The organism is Streptomyces sp. NPDC101178 (genome assembly GCF_044767965.1).
GTDB lineage: Bacteria > Actinomycetota > Actinomycetes > Streptomycetales > Streptomycetaceae > Streptomyces.
This window is the reverse complement of record NZ_JBIWOZ010000006.1, coordinates 501,328-520,133: the sequence shown is the minus strand read 5'-3', so window position 1 is coordinate 520,133 and position 18,806 is coordinate 501,328. Positions and strand designations below refer to the sequence as shown.

The window sequence follows — 18,806 nt, the reverse complement described above, 5'->3', positions numbered from 1 at the left end:
TCTTCACCGTCGTGCCCCAGCTCACCGACGAGGTCAACGCCCGCAAGGCCTGACCACCCCCCGCACAACACCCCCACTCCGGGCCGCACGGTGAAACCACCACGCGGCCCGGAGCCGTTTCTGGCCACCATTGACGCAGGTCGAGCGCGCCTTATAACTTCACTATACGGATTGTTGATTCCGGGAAGCGGAAACGGCGAGAGCGTGGAGGGTACGGTCATGGGTCAGCAGGAGAAGGTGGCGACGAGCCTCGCGGGCACGGTCAGCGAGGGGATCAGCGCCTCCCTCACGGCGGTCGACGCGGAGCTCGCCCGCCGCTACCCCGGGGACCCCGGCACCCGCCAGCCCGTGCACACCGTCTACGTACCCGGTGACGTCTTCGAGCCCGGCACCCTCCGCTCCTGGGGCGACCAGGCGCTCGCCGCGCTCGACGAGCACGCGCCCGACGCCGCCTCCTTCGCCGCCGTCCTCGGCATCCCCGAGGAGCTGGCGGGCCCGGTCCACGACCGCGTACGCGCCAAGCTGGAGCGCGAGCCGGTCGAGGATCTGCGCATCGACTTCGAGGACGGCTACGGCCCCCGCCCGGACGCCGAGGAGGACGAGGCCGCCGCCCGCGCCGCGCGCCTGGTCTCCGAGGCGTACGCCAACGGCACGGCGGCCCCGTACATGGGCATCCGGATGAAGTGCATGGAGGCCGGCGTGCGCGACCGCGGCATCCGCACCACCGACGTCTTCCTCACCGGCCTGATGGAGGCGGGCGGGCTGCCCGACGGACTCGTGCTGACCCTGCCGAAGGTGACGTACCCGGAGCAGGTCACCGCCTTCGTGCAGCTCCTCGAAGCCTTTGAAAAGGCCCACGGCCTGAAGGCCGGACGCATCGGCTTCGAGATCCAGATCGAGACCAGCCAGTCCATCCTCGCCGCCGACGGCACCGCCGCCGTCGCCCGCATGATCGACGCGGCACAGGGCCGGGCGACCGGGCTGCACTACGGCACCTTCGACTACAGCGCCTGCGTCGGCGTCAGCGCCGCCTATCAGGCGAGCGACCACCCGGCCGCCGACCACGCCAAGGCCGTCATGCAGGTCGCCGCAGCCGGCACCGGCGTACGCGTCTCCGACGGCTCCACCAACGTCCTGCCCGTCGGCCCGACCGCCCAGGTTCACGAGGCCTGGCGGCTCCACCACGGCCTCACCCGCCGCGCTCTGGCCCGCGCGTACTACCAGGGCTGGGACATGCACCCCGGCCATCTCCCGACGCGTTACGCGGCCGTCTACGCCTTCTACCGCGAGGGCCTGGAGCCCGCCGCCGCCCGGCTCGCCGCGTACGTCGCCAAGGCCGGCGGTGACGTCATGGACGAGCCCGCCACCGCCAAGGCCCTCAGCGGTTACCTGCTGCGCGGCATCGACTGCGGCGCGCTCGACACCGCCGAGGTCGCCCGGCTGACCGGCCTGACCCGTGCCGACCTGGACGCGTTCGCCTCGCCGCGCCGGGGCGACCTGACGGTCACGACTCCGTAGCACGTCCTCCGTGGAGGGCTGTCAGCAGGCGTCGCGCCGAGGCTGCGGTACGGCCGGCCCGGCCGCGTCGAGCACCATCCCGGTCGGACGGGTCAGCCCGGTCGCCGCGACCGTGGCCGGCTCGCCGCCGGGCGGTACGCGCAGCACGTCGGTGTCGGCGTAGCCGGAGACGTACGGAGGAGCCGCGCCGCGCACCGGCGGATGCGCGTCTGCCGCCGAGGCGATCGGGGCCGCGAAGAGCGGTATCACCGCCGCCATCGCCGCGGACCGCCACCGCGGACGTCTCCGGCCGGTCTCGACGGGACCACGGGGCCGGGTCGCGGCTGTTGCGTCAGGAATCGTGGGTACGCACCTGTCCGGACGCCCTGCCCGCTGTCGTACCGGCCCGGGAGGGGAGGAGGGTGGCGCCGACGCGGTCCGGGCGGAACGAGGGGCGCCGCGGTGGCGACGGGCCCTGGCGTCCGGACGGCCGGTCCGGCGCGCGAGCCGGAGCGCGCGGTGCCGGCCCGGGGCCGTCAGCGGCCGAGGTCAGGAACCGCCTCCGCCCATCCGGCGGCACCACGCCCCGCCGCGCCCGGCGGCCCTAGGGGGCGTCTCGTCGATCATGCCGGGCTCGATCGGGGCCTGGCTCCACCCGTACGGGCGCGGTAGGCGCGCATCTTGTGCCGCGCGCCGCACACGTCCATGTCGCACCACAGGCCGTTCGCGGACGGCGCCCGGTCGTAGAAGACCCAGCGGCACTCCGGCGCCGCGCAGGCCTTGAGCCGCGTCGCGTGACGCCCGGTCAGCCCGTCCCGCAGCAGGGCTTCGAGCACCGTTCGTACGATCTCCGCCACCGGCTCGTCGGAGGCCGGGCGCAGGGCGAGAGTGCCGTCGGAGCGGACCACCGGGGCGCCGGCCACGGAGTGGATCAGCCGGTTGAGAGCGTCGAGCGCCTCCGGCGAGGACCGCTCGACGAGGTAGGCCCGCACGGTCTCCCGAGCCTCGGTGAGCGCCGCCAGCCCGGCCGGTGAGACCTCTTCCGGGCAGCCGTGCGCACGCAGCCACGCCCCCGCCGTCTCCGGCCGCGCGAACTCGTCCTCGCCGTGGAGAAGGGTCGCCGTGTTGCAGAACGCCTCGACCGGTTCGAGCTCCGCGGGTGCCGGGTTCCGTCGCATGGCTCTCACTCTAACAACGTTACCGACAAGAAGCTTGCTCTGGTAACGTCGAGAGTCCGACAGGGTTCTGCATCCGGCATCGGGAGGCATGTCATGACCATCTATCCGGCCAGGACGTTCGAGACCCCGGACGGCACGGTCCGCTGGGACGTGATGGGGGAGGGCGACCCGCTGGTCCTACTCCACGGCACGCCCTTCTCGTCGTTCGTCTGGCGCGACATCGCGCCGGCGCTCGCCCAGGACCGCCAGGTCTTCTTCTTCGACCTGCTCGGCTACGGGCGCTCGGAGCAGCGCGAGGGCCAGGATCTCCGTCTGGAGGCCCAGACAAGGGTGTTCACCGGGCTCCTGGACCACTGGGGGCTGGAGAGCCCGCGGGTGATCGCCCACGACATCGGCGGGGCCGTGGCGCTGCGGGCGCTGCTGCTGGAGGGCGCGCGGTACGCCGATCTCACCCTGGTCGACGCGGTGGCCTGCGGTGACTGGGGGACGGGCCTCTTCCGCCTCGTACGCGAGAACGCGCGCGTCTTCGAACAGCTCCCCGTCTACGCCCACGAGGCCCTGGTCGAGAGTCACTTGCGCTTCGCGAGCCACTCCGGCCTCCGGCCCGACGTGCTGGCCGCGCACCTCGATCCGTGGCGCGGCGAGCAGGGCAGGGCGGCGTACTACCGGCAGTACGGGCAGCTGGAGCAGTCCGCCACCGACGAGTTCCAGCACCTGCTGGGTTCCGTGCCGGTGCCGGTCCGGATCATCTGGGGACGCGAGGACGGCTTCTTGCCGCCGCCCTTCGCCGAGCAGCTCCACGCGCTGATCCCGCACGCGGAGCTGCACTGGGTGGAGGGGGCCGGACACGCCGTTCAGGAGGATGCGCCGGCGCGGGTGCTGGCTCTGCTGGCGAGGGAGTTCGGGGCGGAGGGCTGAGGGGAGCTCAGGTCGGCGGCAGTTCGCCCGAGCCGCGCGGAATCAGCGTCGTCGGCAGCTCCACCCGGGCCGGAGCGTGGTCCGCGCCGTCGAGCCTGCGGAACAGGTGCTCGGCGGCGGTCCTGCCGACGGCCGCCGCGTCCTGCGAGATCACGGTGATGCCGAGCAGGTCCGCCAGCTCGATGTCGTCGAACCCGACCAGGGCCACCGGCTGTTCCCGCTCCGCGATGACCCGGACCGCCGTCACCGTCACCCGGTTGTTCCCCGCGAAGAGCGCGGTGACCGGCTCCGGCCCGCCGAGCATCGCCTCGGCGGCCGCCCGCACCCGGCCGGGATCGGTGGTGCCGAGTGAGACCCAGGAGTCCGCGACGGTGATCCCCGCGTCCGTCATCGCCGCGTGGTAGCCGCGCAGACGCTCGGTGGCGGTGTGGATCCGGGGCTGGTCGCCGATGAACCCGATCCTGCGGTGGCCGTGCGCGATCAGGTGGGCCACGCCCTCCCGGGAGCCGCCGAAGCTGTCGGAGAGCACCATGTCCGCCTCGACCCGGCCCGCCGGGCGGTCCACGAAGACCGTCGCGATGCCCGCCTTGATCTCCGGTTCCAGATAGCGGTGGTCGTCGCCCGCCGGGATCACGATCAGGCCGTCCACCCGGCGCGCGCACAGCGCGAGGACGAGCTCCTGCTCACGCTCGGGATCCTCGGCGCTGGAGCCGTTGATGAGCAGCGCCCCGTGCGCGCGGGCCACCTCCTCCACGGCGCGGCTGAGCGGGCCGTAGAAGGGGTCGGCCAGATCCTCCAGGACCAGGCCGATCGAGGCCGTACGCCCCTTGCGCAGGACGCGGGCGCTGTCATTGCGGCGGAAGCCCAGCGCGTCGATCGCCTCCTGCACGCGGCGCTCGGTGTCGGGCGTGACGCCGGGCTCGCTGTTCACCACCCGGGAGACCGTCTTGAGGCCCACTCCGGCGCGGGCCGCCACATCCTTCATGGTCGGCCGGTTGCCGTAACGGGTCTCGGAATGACGGGTGGTCCGGTCCACGGTGCGCTGTCCTGTCGTCGGATACGGGCGGGGTGAGGGTGGTGCGGCGGGTGGTGGAGCGAGGCGGCGGTAGGCGGTTCGGGCGTTGTGTACGGGCGTCGTACGGGCTTCATGCGGGCGTCATACGGGCACCTCCGGAAGGCCCGCGGGGCCTGCTGCGGAGCCGAACGGAGGCTGTGGCGTCGAGCATAGGCCCTGGACAACGTTGTCAACGCAGTGAAGACTGTGCAGACTATTGACTGAACCCGCAGGTCCCGTCCTTCACTCATCCGGAGAAGCCACACCGATGCATACCGACCTCGTCGCCGCGCTCGACATCGGCGGCACCAAGATCGCCGGCGCGCTGGTCGACGGCGACGGAAACCTCCTCGTGCGGGCGCAGCGGCCGACGCCCGCCCGGGAGGGTGCCGAGGCGGTGATGGGCGCCGTGGACGAGGTGCTCGGCGAGCTGACGGCCTCACCGCTGTGGGAGCGCGCAAGCTCGGCCGGGATCGGCAGCGCGGGTCCGGTGGACGCGGCGGCGGGCACGGTGAGCCCGGTCAACGTGCCCGGCTGGCGCGACTTCCCGCTGGTGGAGCGGGTGCAGAAGACCATCGGCGGGCTGCCGGTCGCGCTGGTCGGCGACGGGGTCGCGATGACGGCGGCCGAGCACTGGCTCGGGGCGGCGCGCGGCTACGACAACGCGCTCTGCCTCGTCGTGTCGACCGGCGTCGGAGGCGGCCTCGTCCTCGGCGGCTCCCTCCACCCGGGCCCCTCCGGCAACGCCGGCCACATCGGCCACATCAGCGTCGACCTGGACGGCGACCTCTGCCCCTGCGGTGCGCGCGGCTGCGTCGAACGCATCGCCAGCGGCCCGAACATCGCCCGCCGCGCCCTGGAAGGCGGCTGGCTCCCCGGCCCGGACGGTGACACCACGGCCGCCGCGGTGGCCGCCGCCGCGCGCGCCGGGGACCCGGTCGCCATCGCCTCCTACGAGCGGGCGGCCCAGGCGCTCGCGGCCGGGATCGCCGCCACCGCCACGCTGGTCGATATCGACATCGCGGTGATCGGCGGGGGAGTGGCGGGCGCGGGCGATGTGCTCTTCGCACCCCTGCGCCGCAGCCTCGGCGACTACGCCACGCTCTCCTTCGTCCGGGGGCTCACGGTCGCACCGGCGGTGATGGGCACGGACGCGGGCCTGGTCGGCGCGGCGGCCGCGGCGATTGCACTCCGCTAGAGACCTGTCCACGGCCTTCGGCGGGTGCCCGGTTCGTCAGGCCGGGCACCCGCCGAAGGCCGTGACATCCCCTCAGCGCCCGGCGTCCGCCGTCTGCTGCGGGACGACCACGAGGAAGGCGTCCTGCTCCAAGCTCATCACGACCTCCGCCGCCAGGCCTTCGCCGCGGCGCGCGGCCGCGAACTCCTCGGCCGCCCAGCTGCCGCGAGGATCTCCTGCCGGAAACTGTTCGAGAATTGTCCGCCGCACGGCGCACCCCCAGTCGTCCTGTGCCACCGGCCCATGCCGTAGGCCTGGTTAATACCTGCCCAACGAGCATCGCCCGTCATGGATACGGTTGCCCCGAACCCGGCTTCGTACCGCCGGCTCCGCCGAAACGTCCCGGATCTCCGTATCCCGGCAACGCCGTCGCCGCCGTGGGGTTTCCCCGGGAGGGTGTTGCGGGCAAGCCACAGGGGGCTACGAAGAGGGGGAACCGTGATCGTCTGGATCAACGGTGCGTTCGGCGCGGGCAAGACCAGCGTCGCGGGCGAACTGATCGATCTGATCCCGAACAGCACCTTGTACGACCCGGAGCTCACCGGAGCGGGGCTGCGCGGACTGCTGCCCCAGAAGAAGCTGGCCGAGGTGGGCGACTTCCAGGACCTGAGGATCTGGCGGCGGCTCGTGGTGGACACGGCGGCCGCGCTGCTCGCCGAGGTGCCCGGGGTGCTGGTGGTGCCGATGACGCTGCTGAGACAGGAGTACCGGGACGAGATATTCGGCGGCCTCGCCTCCCGGCGCATTCCGGTCCGTCATGTACTGCTCTCACCTGAGGAAACGATCCTGCGCAGCCGGATAGCGGGCCGGACGGAGTATCCCGGCGACCGTGAGCAGAGCGAGCGGGTCAACCGGTGGGCGTACGACCACATCGGCCCCTACCGGGACGCGCTCGACTGGATCACCGCCGACGCCCATGTGATCGACAACGGCGCCCTCACTCCGCGCGAGACCGCCGAACGGATCGCGGAGGCCGTCCGCAGCGGTGCCGCCGGGGCGTGCGAGATCGTGCAGAGCCCCGAGCCGACCGCCGCGACCGTCGCGGCCGGAGTCCTGCTCTTCGACGAGGAGGACCGCGTCCTCCTCGTCGATCCGACGTACAAGCCCGGCTGGGAGTTCCCGGGCGGGGTCGTGGAGGAGGGCGAGGCCCCGGCGCAGGCCGGCGTACGGGAGGTGGCCGAGGAGATAGGCCTCCACCTCGACCGGCTCCCCACCCTGCTCCTCGTCGACTGGGAACCGCCCTCCCCGCCCGGCTACGGCGGGCTGCGCTTCCTCTTCGACGGCGGGCTGCTCCGGTCCGAGGACGCCGGCCGGCTGCTGCTCCCCGGCTCCGAACTGCGCGGCTGGCGCTTCGCCACGGAGCAGGAGGCTGCCGGGATGCTGCCCCCCACCCGCTTCGAGCGACTGCGCTGGGCGCTGCGGGCCCGCGAACGGTCCACGGTGCTCAACCTGGAGGCGGGCGTCCCGGTGGGATGAACGCGTCCCTTCCGGCCGCCGCTTCGGCCGCCGCCCGCATCAACTCGGCCCCGTCGCGCCGGAGACAGGCCTGGCCGATCCGGAAAGGGAACAGGTGCGGACGCCCGGGGAGTACCTCGACGAGATCCATGCCGCGAACGTACGCAGCCGGCACCACCCGCCGTACGGAACTACCTCCCGGCGACTTCGCCGAAGGCGTAGCCGTGCCCCTGCCCGCAGTGGACAGGGGCACCGGCGAAGGTCAGGCCTTCTTCGACTCCGCGTAGTTGCGCAGGAACAGTGCCTCGGCGACCGACAGCCGCTCCAGCTCCTCCGGCGACACGCTCTCGTTCACCGCGTGGATCTGCGCCTCCGGCTCGCTCAGGCCGATCAGCAGGATCTCCGCCTGCGGGTAGAGCGAGGCGAGGGTGTTGCAGAGCGGGATCGAGCCGCCCATGCCGGCCGACTGCATCTCCTGGCCCGGGTAGGCGTCCCGCATCGCGTCCGCCATCGCCGCGTACGCCGGGCTGGTCGTGTCGGCCTGGAACGGCTGGCCCTGGCCCACCCGCTCCACCGTGACCCGCGCGCCCCACGGCGTGTGCGCCTCCAGGTGGGCGGTGAGCAGCTTCGTCGCCTCGGCCGCGTCGCGGCCGGGCGGCACCCGCAGGCTGATCTGGGCGCGGGCGCTCGCCTGCACGGACGGGGTCGCGCCGACCACCGGCGGGCAGTCGATCCCGATGACGGTGACGGCGGGCCGCGCCCAGATGCGGTCCGCGACCGTGCCCGCACCGATCAGGCCGACGCCGTCCAGCACCTTGGCGTCCCGCCGGAAATCCTCCTCCGGGTACTGCAGCCCGTCCCAGTCGGCGTCACCGGTCAGCCCGTCGACCGTCGTCGTCCCGTTCTCGTCGCGCAGCGAGGCGAGCAGCTGGATCATCGCGGCCAGCGCGTCGGGCGCGGCACCGCCGAACTGACCCGAGTGCAGGTTCCCTTCGAGCGTGTCGAGCTTCACCCGCAGCATCGTCATCCCGCGCAGCGTCGCCGTGACCGTCGGCAGCCCGAGCCGGAAGTTCCCGGCGTCGCCGATGACGACCGTGTCGGCCACCAGCAGCTCCGGGTGCGCCTCCGCGTACCGCTCCAGACCGCCGGTGCCCTGCTCCTCGGACCCTTCGGCGATCACCTTCACCGAGACCGGTATGCCGCCGTTCGCCTTGAGGGCGCGCAGCGCGAGCAGGTGCATGATGAACCCGCCCTTGCAGTCCGCCGCACCGCGCCCGTACCAGCGGCCGTCGCGCTCGGTCAGTTCGAACGGCGGGGAGAGCCACGCCGACTCGTCCAGCGGCGGCTGCACGTCGTAGTGGGCGTAGAGCAGGACGGTCGGGGCGCCGGCCGGGCCGGGCAGGAAGCCGTAGACCGACTGTGTGCCGTCGGGGGTGTCGAGCAGGGCGATGTCGGTGAAGTCCTCGGCACGCAGGGCATCCGCGACCCAGTTCGCCGCGGCCTCGCACTCGCTCTTCGGGAACACCGCCGGGTCGGCCACCGACTGGAACGCGACCAGCTCGGCGAGCTCCTCCCGCGCACGGGGCATCAGCGAGGCGACGGTGTCGGAAATCGGGCGGGCGGTCATGGGCACGCTCCTCGTGGCTGCGACGTTATGGGTAGGGCGCGCTGTGTACGCGCCCCGCCACGGCACCGTGGGTGTGGTGCCGTGCGGCAGGACAGAATCATGGCCGATCCTCCCACAGAGGGGCTCGGCCGGGACGCGCCGTAGGATGCCGTGAGCAGCTTGGGGCCACTGGTCGGATCGGGAGCAGAAGCACATCGTGAGCAGCGAGAACGCAGACGCCGGGCGGGAAATCGAAGAGTCGTCGTCGGTCTGGGACGTGGTCGTCGTCGGCGCCGGACCGGCCGGCGCATCGGCGGCGTACGCGGCAGCCGTGGCGGGCCGGCGGGTCCTGCTGCTGGAGAAGGCGGAACTGCCGCGTTACAAGACCTGCGGCGGCGGCATCATCGGGTTCTCCCGGGATTCCCTGCCACCGGGGTTCGAACTGCCCCTGAAGGACCGCATCCACGCGGTCACCTTCTCTCTCAACGGGAAGCTCGCCCGCACCCGCCGCTCCCGGCGCATGCTCTTCGGGCTCATCAACCGCCCGGAGTTCGACGCCGGGCTGGTGGAGGAGGCGCAGAAGGCCGGCGCCGAACTGCGCACCGGCGCCTCGGTGGTGCGGGTCGAGCAGCACGGCCCCGCCGTGCCCGACCGGCGTACGGTCGCGGTGGTGCTGGCCGGCGGTGAGACGGTGCTGGCACGCGCGGTCGTCGGCGCCGACGGAAGCGCGGGCCGGATAGGAGCGCATGTCGGGGTGAAGCTCGACCAGGTGGACCTCGGCCTGGAGGCGGAGATCCCGGTTCCGGCGACGGTGGCGGAGGACTGGGCGGGCCGGGTCCTCATCGACTGGGGCCCGATGCCCGGGAGTTACGGCTGGGTCTTCCCCAAGGGCGACACGCTGACCGTCGGGGTCATCTCGGCGCGCGGCGACGGCGCCGGCACCAAACGGTATCTGGAGGACTTCATCGCCCGCCTCGGCCTCGCCGGGTTCGAGCCGTCGATCTCCTCGGGCCATCTGACCCGCTGCCGCAGTGACGACTCTCCGCTCTCGCGCGGCCGGGTCGTGGTCTGCGGTGACGCGGCGGGCCTCCTCGAGCCGTGGACCCGGGAGGGCATCTCCTTCGCGCTGCGCTCCGGCCGGCTCGCGGGCGAATGGGCCGTCAGGATCGCCGAGGCGCACGACGCGGTGGACGCCCGCCGCCAGGCCCTCAACTACGCCTTCGCCATCAAGGCCGGTCTCGGCGTGGAGATGGGCGTGGGCCGGCGCATGCTCAAGCTGTTCGAGCGCCGGCCTGGTGTGCTGCACGCGGTGCTGACCGGCTTCCGCCCGGCCTGGAAGGCGTTCGCCGGGATCACCCGGGGCACGACGTCGCTGGCCGAGCTGGTCCGTACACATCCGCTGGCCCAGCGGGCGTTGAGCGCGATGGACCGCTGAGCGCGGCACCGACGGCCGTGGGTGGAGGACCCGTGGCCGTGCTCGTCCACGGCCTCTACCACCGTCCGGAGCACTTCGGCCCGGTCGCGGACGGTCTGCGGGCCGGAGGTGTCGGTGTGGTCGTCCCCGAGCTGCACCGGGGTTCCTTGGCCGCCGATACGGCTGCGGTCCAGACGGTCGTCGACGCGCTGGAGGAGCCGCCGCTGCTGCTCGGCCACTCCTACGGCGGGTCCGTGATCACCGGGGTGCGCGGCGCGCGCCACCTCGTCCACCTGGCGGCCTTCGTGCCGGACGTGGGCGAGAGCGCGGCCGGCCTCGGCGGGGCGTCACCGCAGCTGCTCGACGCTGTCGTGCCGGGGGAGGGGGCCGGCGGTACGACGCGGCTGGACCCCGGCCGGGCGGCCGACGTCCTCTACCACGACTGCCCCGAACCTCTTGCCGCCTGGGCTCTCGGCCTGCTCCGGGAGCAGGCCCCTGGCTGCGGGCGAGGAGTTCCCCGGCACCACAGCTGGAAGCGGACCCCTTCGACGTACGTCGTCTGCGCCGGGGACCGGGCGATCGATCCGGCTCTGCAACGGACGATGGCCGCCCGCTGCACCGCCGTACGCGAGTGGCGTACGGGCCATTCGCCGTTCGTGTCCCGGCCCGGGCTCGTGGTGGATCTGGTGCGGGAGCTGCTCGGCGTGGTCAGTCGGCGAATGTGATGCGGAAGACCGGGTGGTCCGGGCAGGCGGCCAGGAGTTCGGCGTCCGTCGACTTCGCGGTGACGCCCCGGAAGTACTGGTTGACCTCCCAGCCCCACCGCTCCAGGTAGCCGCGGAGGATTCCCGCCTTCCGCTCGTCGTCGGCGATCTCCACGGCGGTGAAGGTGCGGGTTCTGCGTCCCACCCGCAGCTCGCCGCCGCCCGCGGCGCGCATGTTGCGCACCCACTGGGAGTGGCCCCGGGCCGAGACGAGGTACCTGACGCCCTCATGCGTGTGCGGGTTGACGGGGATGCGCTGCGTCCGGCCGCTCGTGCGTCCGCGTACCGACAGCTCGGCGGAGCCCATGAGGCTGATGCCGTGCCGGGCCAGCCAGCCGACGGCCTTGTTGAGGCGCTGGGCGGAAGCGCTCGCCCGGAGGTAGTACGTCTGCGACATGGTGACTCCCGTGGTGTGCGTGCGGGCTGAGCCGAGGTGCCTCGGCGCCGGGGTGCCGCTGCGGTCCGCGAGATCACTGCTCTCGCTTGAGATCAGTGTGCGCGAGACTGCTGCTCAAAAGCAAGAGCACCGCTCTCGTTTCTGGCCGGTGCTCTGGTCGCGTGGCAGACTGATCATCATGACCGCCATCCGAGGAGCCCGGGAACGCGCCCGCGTCGAACTGACCGCCGCCATCAAGGACGAGGCCAGGAAGCAGCTGGCGGCGGAGGGCGCGGCCAAGCTCTCCCTGCGCGCCGTCGCCCGCGAACTCGGCATGGCCTCCTCCGCGCTCTACCGCTACTTCCCGAGCCGCGACGACCTGCTCACCGCGTTGATCATCGACGCGTACGACGCCGTGGGCGAGGTGGCCGAGTCCGCCCGCGCCACCGCCGACCGGATCCGGCCCCGCCCTGCCCCGTACGCCGAACGCTGGGTCGCCGTGGCCGCCGCCGTACGCGAATGGGCTCTCGTGCACCCTCACGAGTACGCGCTGATCTACGGCTCACCCGTCCCCGGCTACAGCGCCCCGACGGACACGGTGGGCCCGGCGTCCCGGGTCGGGATGGTCTTCATCGGCCTCGTCCGCGACGCGTTCCGTGCCGACGGTCTCGCCGTACCGCCTCTCACGCCGGAGCTGCGCGCCGAGGCCGAGCGGCTCACCGCCGAGATCGCCCCGGACCTCCCGCCCGCCGCGATGCTCGCCCTCATCACCGCCTGGGCGCAGCTCTTCGGCCTGATCTCGTTCGAGCTCTTCGGGCAGTTCAACCGGATGATCGAGGCGCGCGAGGCGGTCTTCCGGCAGGCGGCGGGGGAGCTGGCCCGCTCGGTGGGTCTGCGCGGGAGGCCGGCCGGCCGCTGAGGTGAGGGGCGCGCGGCTCTACGGGGAGGGCTCGGAGCGGCCGGATCGGGGCAGGCGCGCCGGGTCCGGGGCGCCGTCCAGCCGGTGGCCCTCCGGCTTCCGCGGGAAGCGCCACAGGACGTGGACGACCCGTGTGACGAAGGCCAGGACGGCGATGGTGGCGGCGACGGTGAGAACCACCGTCCGCGCGGTGCGGCCGAGGTCGAGGAGGAGCAGCGCTGGTGCGGCGACCGCGGCGAAGGTGAGCCCGGCCAGCACGGCGGCGCTGACCAGGGCGTAGCCGATCTCGATCGTCATGGCGTCCCGCTCCGCCTGTGTCCGCCGCCCCATGGGCGCAGTCTCACAGGCGCGGCGCGCTCCCGGCAAGCGCGCCCCGCCGCGTACGAATGGGCCGTCCGCTCGCCCCCGTACCGCTCAACCTCACCAGGTGATCGCGGAGTTGTCCGTCCAGAGCCGGGCCACCGCGCGGTCGCCGCGCAGGGTGACGGCGGCGAGCGGCAGGCGGTTCCACAGGGTGAGGTAGAGGCCCTCCGCCGTTCCCCTCAGCTCGCAGTCCACCCGGCCGCCCTCGCGGTCCGGCACGGCGGCAGACGTACGTACGGTCTGCGGCGGCTCCTGCGAGATCCGTACGGTCCACACCGCGTCCGTGTCCACGGCCCGCACCCGCAGCGTGCGCGGTACGGAGGAGCGCACCCGGCTCTTGGGCCGGGCGTGGAAGCCGGTGAGGAGTTCGTCGATGCCGTCGGCCGCCCGGTCGGCGTCCACCGTCGTCAGCGGCCCGCCGAGCGCCGACTCCGCGTCGACCCGGTGCACGGTCGTCTCGTTCAGCTGGCGGCGGGACCAGAACGCCAGCGGGGACGGGGCCGGCATGAAGGTCCAGCAGTCCAGGTCGGCGGGAGCGGCCTCCAGCGAGCTGACCAGGTGGTGGTGGCCCTCCCGGAACCAGTCGAGGAGTTCCTCGCCGTCGAGATCCGGTTCCCCGCCGTCGGGCTGGGGCATGGTGTGCCCCTCGGTGATGAGCTCGGCCGCCCAGCGGTGCACCATGCCGGTGTGGCGCAGCAGATGGCGTATCTGCCAGCCGGGACAGGTCGGGACCGAGGCCCCGGGACCCGCCTGTTCGGCTGCCGCCGCGAGGAGCCGGCCTTCCTCGGACAGGGACGCGATGTACTCGGTGATCTCCATGGCCGGATTGTGCCAGGGGTCGGAATCCGGCGGCTCAGGCGTGCGTCGCGTTCCGGGCCCCGTACCCGAGGGCGGCGGCCGCCGCGGCCAGCAGGGCCACGGTCGTCAGCGCCAGCGGCAGCGAGAACCAGTCGGCCAGGAAGCCGATCGCGGGCGGGCCCAGCAGCATGCCGCCGTAGCCGAGCGTCGAGGCCGCGGCCACGCCGCTGGGTCCGGCCAGTTCACCGGCCCGGCCGACGGCTACGGGGAAGATGTTGGCCAGGCCCAGACCGGTGACCGCGAATCCGGTCAGGGCGAGCCAGACGGTCGGCGCCAGCGCGCCCAGCAGCATGCCGCTCGCGGCGACCGCGCCGCCGAGGACCAGGATGCGGGTCTGGCCGAGGCGTTCCAGGAGCATCGTGCCGGTGAGCCTGCCGATGGTCATGGTCAGCGCGAACAGCGCGTATCCGGCGGCGGCGAGGCCCGGGTGGGCGTCCAGGTCCTGTTCCAGGTGGAGCGCGCCCCAGTCGGCCAGTGCGCCTTCCCCGTACGCCGTGCACAGCGCGATCACGCCGAACAGCACGACGATCCGGCGGGCCCGCGGGTCGAGCTTCCGCTGGGCCCGCCGCTGGGGTTCGTGCCGCTCGGGAGCCGTACGGGCCGGGCGGTGGCGGAGCAGGGCGGGCCCCGCGAACGCGGTGACGAGCAGGCCGGTTCCGGCCAGCAGGAACAGGTGCGTCGAGGCGGAGAGGCCGCCCGCCACCAGCCCGCCGAGCCCGGCGCCGACCATGCCGCCGAGGCTGAACGCCGCGTGGAAACTGGGCATCACCGGCCGGCGCAGCTCGGCCACCAGGTCGACGGCCGCGCTGTTCATCGCCACGTTCATCCCGCCGTACGCCGCTCCGAAGACCAGCAGGACGAGGCCGAGTGCGAGCGCCGAATGGGTCTGCGCGGGCAGGGCGATGCTCAGCGGGAGCAGGACTCCGCAGGCCACGGTCACGGCATGGCTGCCGTAGCGGCGGCAGAGCCGGCCGGTGAGCATCATCGTGATGACGGCACCGGCCGAGACGCCGAGCAGGGCGAGGCCGAGGGTGGAGGCGGAGGCGCCGGTCTGCTGCTTGATGGCCGGGATACGGACCACCCAGCCGGCGAAGAGGAAACCATCGAGGGCGAAGAACACGGTCAGCGCGGTACGGAGGCGGGCCGACGAGGGTGGGGCGGTGTCTCCGCCAGGTCCCCCCGGTAGGGCCGTCCGCAGTTTGTTTAGTTGCGGCACAAAAGCAGCATAGGGGCGGGCGGAGCGCGGGCGCAACATGGCTGACGGAGACACGTGCCACCCGCCCGCCGGCGTGCGCGCCGCCCCTCTCCACGGGTCTCCCCGCGCGTCCTGGACGCCTCCGGATCATGGGAGACTCGCCCTCATGAACGGCAAGGCGACCACCACCCGCACGAAGCTGGAGAGGGGCCGCAGCGCGCTCGGGCCCGCACTGGAACTGGTCCACACCGGCCGCGCCCCCACGCGCGCCGTCCTCACCTCCGAGCTCGGCGTCACCCGGGCCACCGCCGGTGCGGTCGCCGCGGAGCTGGAGGCGCTCGGGCTGATCCGGGTGGACTCCAGCCCTGGTTCCGCGGCCGGTTCGCAGGGCCGCCCTTCACACCGGCTCTCCGTCCTGGAGGCCGGTCCCGTCGTCCTCGCCGCCCAGGTCCACGCCGACGGCTTCCGGGCCGCCCTCGTCGGGCTCGGCGGCCGGATCGTCGCCACATCGCCGGGCTGTGTCACGGTGATGGCCGACCCCGCGCAGGTGCTCGGCGAGGTCGTGGCCGCCGGGGCCGAGCTGCTGCGCGCGAGCGGGCTGCGCTGCGTCGGTGCCGGGCTCGCCGTGCCGTCGGCGGTCGCCGAACCCGAAGGCACCGCGCTCAACCCGCTCCACCTCGCCTGGCCCGCGGGCTCGCCGGTCCGCGACATCTTCGCCGCCTGCGTACGCGACGCGGGCATCACCGGCCCCGCCTTCACCGGCAACGACGTCAACCTCACCGCGCTGGCCGAGCACCGCCACGGCGCCGGACGCGGCGCGTACCACCTCCTCTGCGTCGCCACCGGCCACCGGGGCGTCGGCGGGGCCCTGGTGCTCGACGGCCGCCTGCACAGCGGGAGTTCGGGGCTCGCGCTGGAGGTCGGCCACCTCACCGTGAACCCCGAGGGCCGGCCCTGCCACTGCGGCGGCCGCGGCTGCCTCGACGTGGAGACCGACCCGCTCGCCTTCCTCACCACCGCGCGCCGCGACCCGGGCCCGGAGGAGTCACTCCTCAAACAGGCCGGTGACCTGCTGCGTACGGAGTACGAGGACGCGGACGTACGGAACGCCGCCGAGGCGCTGATCGACCGTCTGGGCCTGGGCCTGGCCGGGCTCGTGAACATCCTCAACCCGGACCGGATCATCCTCGGCGGGCTCCACCGCGACCTGCTGGAGGCGGACCCGGAGCGGCTGCGGGCCGTCGTCGCCGACCGCAGCCTCTGGGGCCGCAGCGGCAGCGTGCCGATCCTGCCCTGCACCCTGGCCCACAACAGCCTCGTCGGCGCGGCCGAACTCGCCTGGCAGCCCGTGCTCGACGACCCGCTCGCCGTCCTGACCTGAGCTTCGGCCCGGTGAGGCCGGAAACCTGTGCTGGGGTCGGGGCGGCGAGCGGGTCGGGCCGCCTTTCCCGTCAGCCGACGACGGCCGACCGGGCGGGGACCGCCGCGACGGCCTCCGGGCTGATGGAGACGGACCCGAACGGCCCGTCGGTGATCGACCCGTAGACCGCGAGGGGTGGCAGGGTCGAGGTGGCGCAGACCGCCGGCAAGGTGAACCAGACGGCCTTTCCGGCCGCGCCGCTCGGCCGTACGCCCCAGCTCTCGCTGACGGCGGCGATCAGGGCCAGGCCCCGGCCCGAGGTGGCGAAGGAATCCGCCTCGTTCACCGTGGGGACACGGGGGTCGTGGTCGTGGACGGAGACCGTCAACCGGTCGAGCAGCAGCTCGATGTCGACGGTGCATGACTTGTCCGGCTGCGCGTGCCGGTGGACGTTGGTCAGCAGTTCGGTGACGCCGAGGGCTGCCTGGTCGATCAGAGGATCGAGATGCCAGTAGCGCAGTTGCGCCGAGATGATTCTGCGGACCTGACCGATCCGCGACGGCAGGGCTTGGAGCTCCACCGTGCAGTGCCTGCTTGGCTCGCTGATCACGGCTGCGACTCCCCGAAATAGGTCCGGAAGAAAGAAGACGGACGAACGGAGCCGGCGGACGACTGGACTGACTGCCGAATCCGCTCTGCTCTTGTCGAGTCTGCTCGTGTCGCGCGATCCGGCCCCGCGGTCTCCGTGGGAGCGAATCGCTCTGTCACCGAGGGTGCACCTTCAGTGACGTGGATCCAGCGTGGCCCAGCCCCGCCGCCTCCGCAACTCGCGGAGCCGCGTAACGCCCTCAACCCTTCAGCCCCGGCGGCCTCCCGCGTTCCGCAGCGCCTCCAGGAACCGGCGCAGGGCGCCCGCCCCGTCGCGTCTGCGGTTGCGCTGCCCCATCGTCAACCGGTAGCGCACACCGTTCACCCGGGCGATGGCCGAATCCGCCGCGAAGAACCACCGCTTCCCCGCGCTCACCGTCCCCACCGGTGCGCTGTCGATCTCCCGCCCGGTGCTCGTCAGCAGGGACAGCCGGCCGTCCTTGACGACCACCTGCCCGGCCCTGGTCAGCGACCGGGTGAACCGCTCGATCCTGACCCCCGAGGCACTGAACTCGACGTCCGCCATCGCGGCTTCGCCCCCCTTCGCCACCACTTCTCCTGTTGCAGTGTGCCCGGCCGCGCCCCCGACCGCCAGAGGGCACGAAGGCCCTCGGCGCGCTGCTCGTACCGCCTGCCCCAACTGCCCCCGCAGGCAGGGTCAAAGGCAGGGCTATGGACCATCAAAGTCAACGTTTGTGCAGGTCGGGGGCATATCGTGGAAGCAGGAGCACCGGGCCGGAGAACAGCGAAGAACAGCGGCGAACAGGAGCACGGCGATGGACACCCACGAGCTGGGACAGGACCGCGGGGCCACAGGGACGGCCATGGAGACGGTGGACGTCGACCGCAGCGACGCGGAGTACCGGGCCTGGCTGAAGGAGGCCGTCCGCAAGGTCCAGGCCGACGCCAACCGCTCGGCCGACACCCACCTCCTCCGCTTCCCGCTGCCCGAGGAGTGGGGCATCGACCTCTACCTCAAGGACGAGTCGACGCACCCCACCGGCAGCCTCAAGCACCGGCTCGCCCGCTCGCTCTTCCTCTACGGGCTCTGCAACGGCTGGATCCGGCCCGGCAAGCCGGTCATCGAGGCGTCCAGCGGCTCGACCGCCGTATCGGAGGCGTACTTCGCCAAGCTGATCGGCGTGCCGTTCATCGCCGTGATGCCGCGCACCACCAGCCCCGAGAAGTGCCGGCTCATCGAATTCCACGGCGGCCAGTGCCACTTCGTCGACGACTCCCGCACGATGTACGCGGAGTCCGCGTCCCTCGCCGCCGAGACCGGCGGCCACTACATGGACCAGTTCACCTACGCCGAGCGCGCCACCGACTGGCGCGGCAACAACAACATCGCCGAGTCGATCTACCAGCAGCTCCGGCTGGAGCGGTATCCGGAACCCACCTGGATCGTCGCCACCGCCGGGACCGGCGGCACCTCGGCCACCATCGCCCGCTACGTCCACTACCTCCAGCACGACACCCGGGTCTGTGTCCCCGACCCGGAGAACTCCTGTTTCTTCGACGGCTGGACCCGCAACGACCCGGACGCGAGCAGCGACTGCGGCTCCCGGATCGAAGGCATCGGCCGCCCGCGGATGGAGCCGAGCTTCGTGCCCGGCGCCATCGACCGGATGATGAAGATCCCGGACGCGGCGAGCGTCGCCGCCGTACGCGCGCTGGAGCGAGCCATCGGCCGGAAGGCGGGCGGCTCGACCGGCACCGGGCTGTGGAGCGCCTTCAAGCTGATCGCCGAGATGGTGGAACAGGGAGAGCGGGGGAGCGTCGTCACGCTGCTGTGCGACCCGGGCGACCGCTACCTGGACAAGTACTATTCCGACTCCTGGCTGGAGGAGCAGGGCCTGGACATCGCCCCGTACAGCGCGGCGATCGCCACCTTCCTCACCACCGGCACCCTGATGGGCTGAGGCCCGAGGAGCTCAGGCGCCGGCACCCTGACCGGCTGAGGC

General features: G+C 72.9%; 20 protein-coding genes. 9 read left to right on the top strand and 11 right to left on the bottom strand.

The window, feature by feature from the left end; translation table 11 throughout:
- Positions 1-219: 219 nt before the first annotated feature.
- On the top strand, positions 220-1,518 hold the full coding sequence (locus tag ACIRR8_RS20460; protein ID WP_404066543.1) for a DUF6986 family protein: 1,299 nt from the start codon (positions 220-222) through the stop codon (positions 1,516-1,518).
- A gap of 21 nt (positions 1,519-1,539) precedes the next feature.
- Here ACIRR8_RS20460 and ACIRR8_RS20455 read toward each other — a convergent pair whose 3' ends face one another.
- The gene (locus ACIRR8_RS20455) at positions 1,540-1,776 is read right to left on the bottom strand and encodes a hypothetical protein (RefSeq protein ID WP_404066540.1); all 237 of its coding nucleotides are present in this window, start codon (positions 1,774-1,776) and stop codon (positions 1,540-1,542) included.
- A 344-nt stretch (positions 1,777-2,120) separates the two neighbouring features.
- Positions 2,121-2,675 carry a CGNR zinc finger domain-containing protein gene (locus tag ACIRR8_RS20450; RefSeq protein WP_404066537.1) on the bottom strand — a complete coding sequence of 185 codons (555 nt, stop codon included), beginning with the start codon at positions 2,673-2,675 and terminating at the stop codon, positions 2,121-2,123.
- A gap of 93 nt (positions 2,676-2,768) precedes the next feature.
- Here ACIRR8_RS20450 and ACIRR8_RS20445 point away from each other — a divergent pair, with 93 nt between their 5' ends.
- Entirely contained in the window at positions 2,769-3,593 is an 825-nt protein-coding gene (locus ACIRR8_RS20445) for an alpha/beta fold hydrolase (RefSeq protein WP_404066535.1), read from the top strand.
- Between the two features lie 7 nt (positions 3,594-3,600).
- Here ACIRR8_RS20445 and ACIRR8_RS20440 read toward each other — a convergent pair whose 3' ends face one another.
- Positions 3,601-4,629 (bottom strand): LacI family DNA-binding transcriptional regulator, encoded by a 1,029-nt coding sequence (locus tag ACIRR8_RS20440; RefSeq protein WP_404066532.1) that lies wholly within the window; start codon positions 4,627-4,629, stop codon positions 3,601-3,603.
- A gap of 286 nt (positions 4,630-4,915) precedes the next feature.
- On the opposite strand from ACIRR8_RS20440, the gene ACIRR8_RS20435 reads away from it, so the two are divergent.
- A complete protein-coding gene (locus ACIRR8_RS20435; RefSeq protein WP_404066530.1) occupies positions 4,916-5,845 on the top strand; it encodes an ROK family protein in 930 nt (309 codons plus the stop codon).
- 72 nt (positions 5,846-5,917) lie between these two features.
- Here the strand turns inward: ACIRR8_RS20435 and ACIRR8_RS20430 are convergent, their stop codons facing one another.
- Complete coding sequence (locus ACIRR8_RS20430; RefSeq protein ID WP_018514796.1) at positions 5,918-6,121, bottom strand: hypothetical protein; 204 nt, start codon at positions 6,119-6,121, stop codon at positions 5,918-5,920.
- Positions 6,122-6,322: 201 nt separating this feature from the next.
- Here ACIRR8_RS20430 and ACIRR8_RS20425 point away from each other — a divergent pair, with 201 nt between their 5' ends.
- Complete coding sequence (locus ACIRR8_RS20425) at positions 6,323-7,360, top strand: NUDIX domain-containing protein (RefSeq protein ID WP_404066527.1); 1,038 nt, start codon at positions 6,323-6,325, stop codon at positions 7,358-7,360.
- 241 nt (positions 7,361-7,601) lie between these two features.
- On the opposite strand, the gene ACIRR8_RS20420 is transcribed toward ACIRR8_RS20425, so the two are convergent.
- On the bottom strand, positions 7,602-8,966 hold the full coding sequence (locus tag ACIRR8_RS20420) for a dipeptidase (RefSeq protein WP_404066525.1): 1,365 nt from the start codon (positions 8,964-8,966) through the stop codon (positions 7,602-7,604).
- 196 nt (positions 8,967-9,162) lie between these two features.
- On the opposite strand from ACIRR8_RS20420, the gene ACIRR8_RS20415 reads away from it, so the two are divergent.
- Positions 9,163-10,380 carry a geranylgeranyl reductase family protein gene (locus ACIRR8_RS20415; RefSeq protein WP_404066522.1) on the top strand — a complete coding sequence of 406 codons (1,218 nt, stop codon included), beginning with the start codon at positions 9,163-9,165 and terminating at the stop codon, positions 10,378-10,380.
- Between the two features lie 32 nt (positions 10,381-10,412).
- Positions 10,413-11,084: an alpha/beta hydrolase gene (locus tag ACIRR8_RS20410; RefSeq protein WP_404066520.1), complete on the top strand. Its 672-nt coding sequence runs from the start codon at positions 10,413-10,415 to the stop codon at positions 11,082-11,084.
- On the opposite strand, the gene ACIRR8_RS20405 is transcribed toward ACIRR8_RS20410, so the two are convergent.
- Positions 11,068-11,520, bottom strand: a complete 453-nt coding sequence (locus ACIRR8_RS20405) for a nitroreductase/quinone reductase family protein (RefSeq protein WP_404066518.1) — start codon at positions 11,518-11,520, stop codon at positions 11,068-11,070. The two genes, ACIRR8_RS20410 and ACIRR8_RS20405, sit on opposite strands and share 17 nt — an antisense overlap.
- Before the next feature lie 178 nt (positions 11,521-11,698).
- On the opposite strand from ACIRR8_RS20405, the gene ACIRR8_RS20400 reads away from it, so the two are divergent.
- A complete protein-coding gene (locus ACIRR8_RS20400) occupies positions 11,699-12,418 on the top strand; it encodes a TetR/AcrR family transcriptional regulator (RefSeq protein WP_404066515.1) in 720 nt (239 codons plus the stop codon).
- 18 nt (positions 12,419-12,436) lie between these two features.
- Here ACIRR8_RS20400 and ACIRR8_RS20395 read toward each other — a convergent pair whose 3' ends face one another.
- The 3 genes from ACIRR8_RS20395 to ACIRR8_RS20385 all read right to left on the bottom strand — a co-directional run bounded on the left by ACIRR8_RS20395 (position 12,437) and on the right by ACIRR8_RS20385 (position 14,759).
- Positions 12,437-12,748 (bottom strand): DUF6332 family protein, encoded by a 312-nt coding sequence (locus ACIRR8_RS20395; RefSeq protein ID WP_404066512.1) that lies wholly within the window; start codon positions 12,746-12,748, stop codon positions 12,437-12,439.
- A 90-nt stretch (positions 12,749-12,838) separates the two neighbouring features.
- Positions 12,839-13,600 (bottom strand): maleylpyruvate isomerase family mycothiol-dependent enzyme, encoded by a 762-nt coding sequence (locus ACIRR8_RS20390; protein ID WP_404066509.1) that lies wholly within the window; start codon positions 13,598-13,600, stop codon positions 12,839-12,841.
- Positions 13,601-13,634: 34 nt separating this feature from the next.
- Positions 13,635-14,759: an MFS transporter gene (locus tag ACIRR8_RS20385; RefSeq protein ID WP_404066507.1), complete on the bottom strand. Its 1,125-nt coding sequence runs from the start codon at positions 14,757-14,759 to the stop codon at positions 13,635-13,637.
- A 241-nt stretch (positions 14,760-15,000) separates the two neighbouring features.
- Between ACIRR8_RS20385 and ACIRR8_RS20380 the strand changes: the two genes are divergently transcribed.
- Positions 15,001-16,215 (top strand): ROK family protein, encoded by a 1,215-nt coding sequence (locus ACIRR8_RS20380; RefSeq protein ID WP_404066505.1) that lies wholly within the window; start codon positions 15,001-15,003, stop codon positions 16,213-16,215.
- Positions 16,216-16,285: 70 nt separating this feature from the next.
- Here the strand turns inward: ACIRR8_RS20380 and ACIRR8_RS20375 are convergent, their stop codons facing one another.
- Both ACIRR8_RS20375 and ACIRR8_RS20370 read right to left on the bottom strand, forming a co-directional pair.
- The gene (locus tag ACIRR8_RS20375; protein WP_404066503.1) at positions 16,286-16,804 is read right to left on the bottom strand and encodes an ATP-binding protein; all 519 of its coding nucleotides are present in this window, start codon (positions 16,802-16,804) and stop codon (positions 16,286-16,288) included.
- Positions 16,805-17,050: 246 nt separating this feature from the next.
- A complete protein-coding gene (locus tag ACIRR8_RS20370) occupies positions 17,051-17,368 on the bottom strand; it encodes a hypothetical protein (RefSeq protein ID WP_404066592.1) in 318 nt (105 codons plus the stop codon).
- Positions 17,369-17,618: 250 nt separating this feature from the next.
- Here ACIRR8_RS20370 and ACIRR8_RS20365 point away from each other — a divergent pair, with 250 nt between their 5' ends.
- Entirely contained in the window at positions 17,619-18,764 is a 1,146-nt protein-coding gene (locus tag ACIRR8_RS20365) for a PLP-dependent cysteine synthase family protein (RefSeq protein ID WP_404066500.1), read from the top strand.
- The last annotated feature ends 42 nt before the right edge of the window (positions 18,765-18,806 follow it).

Excerpts from the sequence above, each read along its gene's own strand:
- ACIRR8_RS20390 (WP_404066509.1), bottom strand. The coding sequence starts at position 13,600 with ATGGAGATCACCGAGTACATCGCGTCCCTGTCCGAGGAAGGCCGGCTC.
- ACIRR8_RS20435 (WP_404066530.1), top strand. The coding sequence starts at position 4,916 with ATGCATACCGACCTCGTCGCCGCGCTCGACATCGGCGGCACCAAGATC.
- ACIRR8_RS20400 (WP_404066515.1), top strand. The coding sequence starts at position 11,699 with ATGACCGCCATCCGAGGAGCCCGGGAACGCGCCCGCGTCGAACTGACC.
- ACIRR8_RS20455 (WP_404066540.1), bottom strand. The coding sequence starts at position 1,776 with ATGGCGGCGGTGATACCGCTCTTCGCGGCCCCGATCGCCTCGGCGGCA.
- ACIRR8_RS20380 (WP_404066505.1), top strand. The coding sequence starts at position 15,001 with ATGAACGGCAAGGCGACCACCACCCGCACGAAGCTGGAGAGGGGCCGC.
- ACIRR8_RS20370 (WP_404066592.1), bottom strand. The coding sequence starts at position 17,368 with ATGGCGGACGTCGAGTTCAGTGCCTCGGGGGTCAGGATCGAGCGGTTC.
- ACIRR8_RS20420 (WP_404066525.1), bottom strand. The coding sequence starts at position 8,966 with ATGACCGCCCGCCCGATTTCCGACACCGTCGCCTCGCTGATGCCCCGT.
- ACIRR8_RS20445 (WP_404066535.1), top strand. The coding sequence starts at position 2,769 with ATGACCATCTATCCGGCCAGGACGTTCGAGACCCCGGACGGCACGGTC.
- ACIRR8_RS20365 (WP_404066500.1), top strand. The coding sequence starts at position 17,619 with ATGGACACCCACGAGCTGGGACAGGACCGCGGGGCCACAGGGACGGCC.
- ACIRR8_RS20395 (WP_404066512.1), bottom strand. The coding sequence starts at position 12,748 with ATGGGGCGGCGGACACAGGCGGAGCGGGACGCCATGACGATCGAGATC.
- ACIRR8_RS20460 (WP_404066543.1), top strand. The coding sequence starts at position 220 with ATGGGTCAGCAGGAGAAGGTGGCGACGAGCCTCGCGGGCACGGTCAGC.
- ACIRR8_RS20450 (WP_404066537.1), bottom strand. The coding sequence starts at position 2,675 with ATGCGACGGAACCCGGCACCCGCGGAGCTCGAACCGGTCGAGGCGTTC.
- ACIRR8_RS20405 (WP_404066518.1), bottom strand. The coding sequence starts at position 11,520 with ATGTCGCAGACGTACTACCTCCGGGCGAGCGCTTCCGCCCAGCGCCTC.